4 protein-coding genes are annotated in these 5,152 nt (G+C 72.6%); all 4 read left to right on the plus strand.

Annotated elements, in window-relative coordinates:
• A partial coding sequence (locus AOK03_RS34035) for a sirohydrochlorin chelatase (RefSeq protein WP_279616350.1) occupies nt 1-495 on the plus strand: 495 nt, incomplete at its 5' end.
• A 61-nt stretch (nt 496-556) separates the two neighbouring features.
• Nucleotides 557-1,867 carry a deoxyguanosinetriphosphate triphosphohydrolase gene (locus AOK03_RS34040; protein ID WP_055569243.1) on the plus strand — a complete coding sequence of 437 codons (1,311 nt, stop codon included), beginning with the start codon at nt 557-559 and terminating at the stop codon, nt 1,865-1,867.
• A 224-nt stretch (nt 1,868-2,091) separates the two neighbouring features.
• On the plus strand, nt 2,092-3,354 hold the full coding sequence (locus AOK03_RS34045) for an NAD(P)/FAD-dependent oxidoreductase (protein ID WP_055569244.1): 1,263 nt from the start codon (nt 2,092-2,094) through the stop codon (nt 3,352-3,354).
• Between the two features lie 43 nt (nt 3,355-3,397).
• On the plus strand, nt 3,398-5,152 hold a 1,755-nt coding region (gene dnaG / locus AOK03_RS34050; protein WP_055569245.1), incomplete at its 3' end, for a DNA primase.

Here is a 5,152-nt window from a genome sequence, read left to right on the forward strand (position 1 = left end):
CTCGACACCCGCGTCGCCGCCCCGCTCGGCCCCCACCCGCTGCTCGCCGAGGCGCTGCACGCCCGGCTCGTCCAGGCGGGCTGGCCCGAGCGGCCGCCCGGCGTGAGCGCCCGGCGCAGGCACGGCGTGGTCCTCGCCGCCGCGGGCTCCCGCGACCCGGAGTCGGCCGCCGACACGGAGACCGCGGCCGGGCTGCTCGCCGAACGCCTGGGCGTCCCCGTCGTGCCCGCCTTCGCCGCGCCCACCGCCGCCTGCCCCCGCACGGTGCCGGAAGCGGTCGCGGCGCTGGCCGCGGAGGGGCGCACGCACACCGCGGTCGCCTCCTACTTCACCGCGCCCGGCCGCTTCGCCACGCAGAGCGCGACCGCCGCTCCCTGGATCGCCGCGGCCCCCCTCGGCCCCCACGCGGCACTCGCCCACCTCGTCCTGCACCGCTACGACGAGGCACGCACCGCCCCGGCAGCGGCCCTCCGACGCACCCTCAGCAGCGTCTGACAGAGGCCGAATCCATGAGGCCAGATCCTTGTTTGTCACTGCTTGCGTCTACTGTCGGTGCATGGAAGGCACAGCACCGAACGCGCGATACGAGGCCTACAGCGCCTATGACGAGGCAGCCGCGGAGCGGTGGGCCGCCGAGCCCGACAAGAGGCCGGGGCGCACGGCTTTCCAGCGCGACCGCGCGCGCGTGCTGCACTCCGCCGCGCTGCGCCGCCTCGCGGGAAAGACCCAGGTCGTCACGCCGGGCACCAGGAGCCAGGCCTGGGACGCCAGTGCGCGCACCCGGCTGACGCACTCCCTGGAGTGCGCCCAGGTGGGCCGGGAGCTCGGTGCCGCCCTGGGCTGCGACCCCGACCTGGTGGAGACGGCCTGCCTCTCCCACGACCTCGGCCACCCCCCGTTCGGGCACAACGGCGAGCAGGCGCTGAACGAAGTGGCGCGGGACTGCGGCGGCTTCGAGGGCAACGCCCAGTCGCTCCGGCTCCTCACCCGCATCGAGCCGAAGCGCTTCATCCGCTCCGAGGCCACCGGCGAACTCGTCAGCGTGGGGCTCAACCTCACGCGTGCCGCTCTCGACGCCGCCACCAAGTACCCCTGGCCGGTCGGCGCCCACCCCACCGACCCGGCGTCCGCCAAGTTCGGTGTCTACGAAGACGACCGCCCCGTCTTCGACTGGGTCCGCAAAGAGGCGCCGGGCCAGCGCACCTGCTTCGAGGCGCAGGTCATGGACTGGTCCGACGACGTCGCGTACTCGGTCCACGACTTCGAGGACGGCCTGCACGCCGGGCACATCGATCCGAACGCGCTGCACGCCGAGCCCGAGCGCCAGGACATCTACGCCGTGGCGCTGGGTCGGTACGTCCCCGAGGACACCGACCCCGAAGAGCTCGCCCAGGCCCTCGACCGCCTCCTGGACCAGGAGTGGTGGCCGCACGGGTACGACGGATCGGCCGTCGCCCAGGCCCGGTTGAAGGACGCCACCAGCCAGCTCATCGGCCGCTTCTGCCTGGCCGCGGAGACGGCCACCCGCGCGCGGTACGGCAAGGGCCCTCTCACGCGGTACGCCGCCGAGCTCGTCGTTCCCCGCACGGCGCGGCACGAATGCGCGGTCCTCAAGGCCGTGGCCGATCGCTATGTGATGCAGCGCCCCGCCCAGGAGCGGCTCCGCGCGGACCAGCGCATCGTCGTCGCCGAGCTCGCCGAGGCCCTCACCGTCCGCGCCCCCGACGGACTCGACCCGCAGTTCCGCGCGCTGTACGACGCGGCGCCCGACGACCGCGCCGCGCAGCGCGTCGTGATCGACCAGATCGCGTCCCTCACGGACGCCGCGGCCCGCGCCCTGCACACCCGGCTGACGGCGAGGCCCTGACATGAGGTGCTGACAAATCGAGAGCAAATGACCATGGAAAGGCCATGGAAGGACCCTGGAGCGACCACAGGGTGTGACGTGATGTGGCCAGTTGGGGGCGGGCCCCCTTCCCCCATCACGCTGCGTGCGGGACGCTCCCAGTGGCGGCAAGCCCAGTTGGCAAGTGTGGCAAGACTGTGTTCTTCCGGGGGACGCCCCCGGTACCCCGGGCAAGGAGGCATCAAGTGGTCGACGCGGATCAGACGTTCGTCATTGTCGGAGGAGGGCTGGCCGGCGCCAAGGCGGCCGAGACGCTCCGCTCCGAAGGGTTCACCGGCCGGGTGATCCTCATCGGTGACGAGCGTGACCACCCCTACGAGCGCCCGCCCCTGTCCAAGGGATACCTCCTGGGCAAGGAGGACCGCGACAGCGTCTTCGTCCACGAGCCGGGGTGGTACGCGCAGGCCGACGTCGAGCTGCACCTGGGCCAGACCGTCGTCGCCATCGACCGCAAGGCGAAGGCCGTCCGCCTGGGCGACGGAGCCGTCATCCGCTACGACAAGCTCCTGCTGGTCACCGGCGCCGAGCCGCGCCGCCTGGAGGTCCCCGGCACCGACCTCGCCGGCGTCCACCACCTGCGCCGCCTCGCGCACGCCGACCGCCTCCGGCACGTCCTGGCCTCCCTCGGCAGGGACAACGGCCACCTGGTGATCGCGGGCGCGGGTTGGATCGGCCTGGAGATCGCGGCGGCCGCCCGGGAGTACGGCGCGGAGGTCACCGTCGTCGAGTCCGAGCAGACCCCGCTGCACGCCGTCCTCGGCCCCGAGGTCGGCCAGATGTTCGCCGACCTGCACGCCGAGCACGGCGTCCGCTTCCACTTCGGCGCGCGGCTCACCGAGATCGCCGGCCAGGACGGCATGGTCCTCGCCGCCCGCACGGACGACGGCGAGGAGCACCCGGCGCACGACGTCCTCGCGGCCATCGGCGCGGCCCCCCGCACGGCCCTCGCCGAGTCCGCGGGCCTGGACCTGGTCGACCGCGCCGACGGCGGCGGCATCGCCGTGGACGCGTCGCTGCGCACCTCCGACCCCGACATCTACGCGGCGGGTGACGTGGCCGCCGTCCACCACGCGCTCTTCGACGCGCGGCTGCGCGTCGAGCACTGGGCAAACGCCCTGAACGGCGGCCCCGCCGCCGCCCGCGCGATGCTCGGCCAGGACGTCACGTACGACCGCGTGCCGTACTTCTTCTCCGACCAGTACGACGTCGGCCTGGAGTACTCGGGCTGGGCGCCCCCGGGCTCGTACGACCAAGTGGTGCTGCGCGGCGATGCCGGAAAGCGCGAGTTCATCGCCTTCTGGCTGCGCGACGGGCAGGTCCTCGCGGGCATGAACGTGAATGTGTGGGACGTCACGGACCCCATCCAGCAGCTGATCCGGCAGGGCGCACGGCCCGACCCCGACGCCCTCGCCGACCCGTCGACCCCCCTGGCGTCGCTCCTGGGGTGACCGGCCGGGCGGGAGTGTCACAGGGGAGCCGTAGTATTCCTACGTGGCAGGCAGGATCAATGACGAAGACGTGAAGGCGGTTCGGGACGCGGTCCCGATCGACGCCGTGGTCTCCGACTACCTCCAGCTGCGCAACGCGGGAGGCGGAAACCTCAAGGGCCTGTGCCCCTTCCACGACGAGAAGTCCCCGTCCTTCCAGGTCAGCCCGAGCAAGGGTCTCTTCCACTGCTTCGGCTGCCAGGAAGGCGGCGACACGATCGCCTTCGTGATGAAGATCGACCACCTCACGTTCTCGGAGACGGTCGAGCGCCTCGCCGCCCAGGCGGGCATCACGCTGCGCTACGAAGAGGGTGGGTACAACCCCGCGCACCAGCGCGGCGAGCGGATCCGCCTCGTCGAGGCCCACAAGATCGCCGCGCAGTTCTACGTGGACCAGCTGGAGAGCCCCGAGGCCGAGATCGGCCGGAAGTTCCTCGCCGAGCGCGGCTTCGACCAGGCGGCGGCCGCGCACTTCGGCGTGGGCTACAGCCCGGCCGGCTGGGACCACCTCACCCGCTTCCTGCGCGGCAAGGGCTTCACCGACAAGGAGCTCACCCTCTCCGGCCTCTCCCAGGAGGGCCGCCGCGGCCCCATCGACCGCTTCCGCGGCCGCCTCATGTGGCCGATCCGCGACATCGGCGGCGACGTGGTCGGCTTCGGCGCCCGCAAGCTCCGCGACGACGACAACGGCCCCAAGTACCTGAACACGCCCGAGACGGCGATCTACAAGAAGTCCCAGGTCCTCTACGGCATCGACCTCGCCAAGAAGGACATCGCCAAGTCCAGCCGCGCCGTCGTCGTCGAGGGCTACACGGACGTGATGGCCTGCCACCTCGCCGGCATCACCACTGCCATCGCGACCTGCGGCACGGCCTTCGGCGGCGACCACATCAAGATCCTCCGCCGCCTCCTGATGGACAACGGCTCGGCGCGGGTGATCTTCACCTTCGACGGTGACGCGGCGGGCCAGAAGGCCGCCCTGCGCGCCTTCGAGGACGACCAGAAGTTCGCCGCCGAGACGTACATCGCGATCGCCCCCGACGGCATGGACCCCTGCGACCTGCGCCTCGCCAAGGGCGACACGGCAGTCGCCGACCTCGTCGAACCGCGCACGCCGCTCTTCGAGTTCGCGCTGCGCCAGATCGTCGCGCGGTACGACCTGGAGACCCCCGCCGGCCGCGCGTCCGCCCTGGACGAGGCCGCCCCCGTGGTGGCCCGCATCAAGAACAGCGGCGCGCAGCACGAGGTCGCCGTGCAGCTCGCCGGAATGCTCGGCATCCTCGACACGCAGTTCGTCGTGAAGCGCGTCGCCCAGCTGGCCCGCTGGGCCCGCGACCGCGGCGGCCGGGGCCCCGCCCCCGCTGCCCAGCGCTCCTCCCCGGCGTACGAGGCCGCGCCGCAGGGCTTCAGCGGCCCCGCGCTCAACCTGCGCAGCCCCGCCCACCGCACCGAGCGCGAACTGATCAAACTGGCTCTGCAGTACCCGCAGTTGGTCTCCCCGGCCTTCGATGCGTACGGCCCGGACGAGTTCACCGCCCCGCCCTACGCCGCGGTGCGTCGCGCCATCGAGGAGGCGGGCGGCGCGGAGTACGGCGCACAGGACCCGCAGGAATACCTCGTACGCGTCCGTGATGCCGCCCCCGACGACGCGGTCCGCTCGATGGTCACCGAGCTCGCCGTCGAGGCGATCCTGCGCAAGACCGTCGACGAGATGTACGCGGGCATCCAGCTGGTGCAGGTCCGGCTGCGCGCCGTCGAC

The organism is Streptomyces atriruber, assembly GCF_001418325.1.
Lineage (GTDB): Bacteria > Actinomycetota > Actinomycetes > Streptomycetales > Streptomycetaceae > Streptomyces > Streptomyces atriruber.

What these genes read in the sequence shown, in the direction of transcription:
- AOK03_RS34040 (WP_055569243.1), top strand. Translation starts at nt 557, where the DNA reads ATGGAAGGCACAGCACCGAACGCGCGATACGAGGCCTACAGCGCCTAT.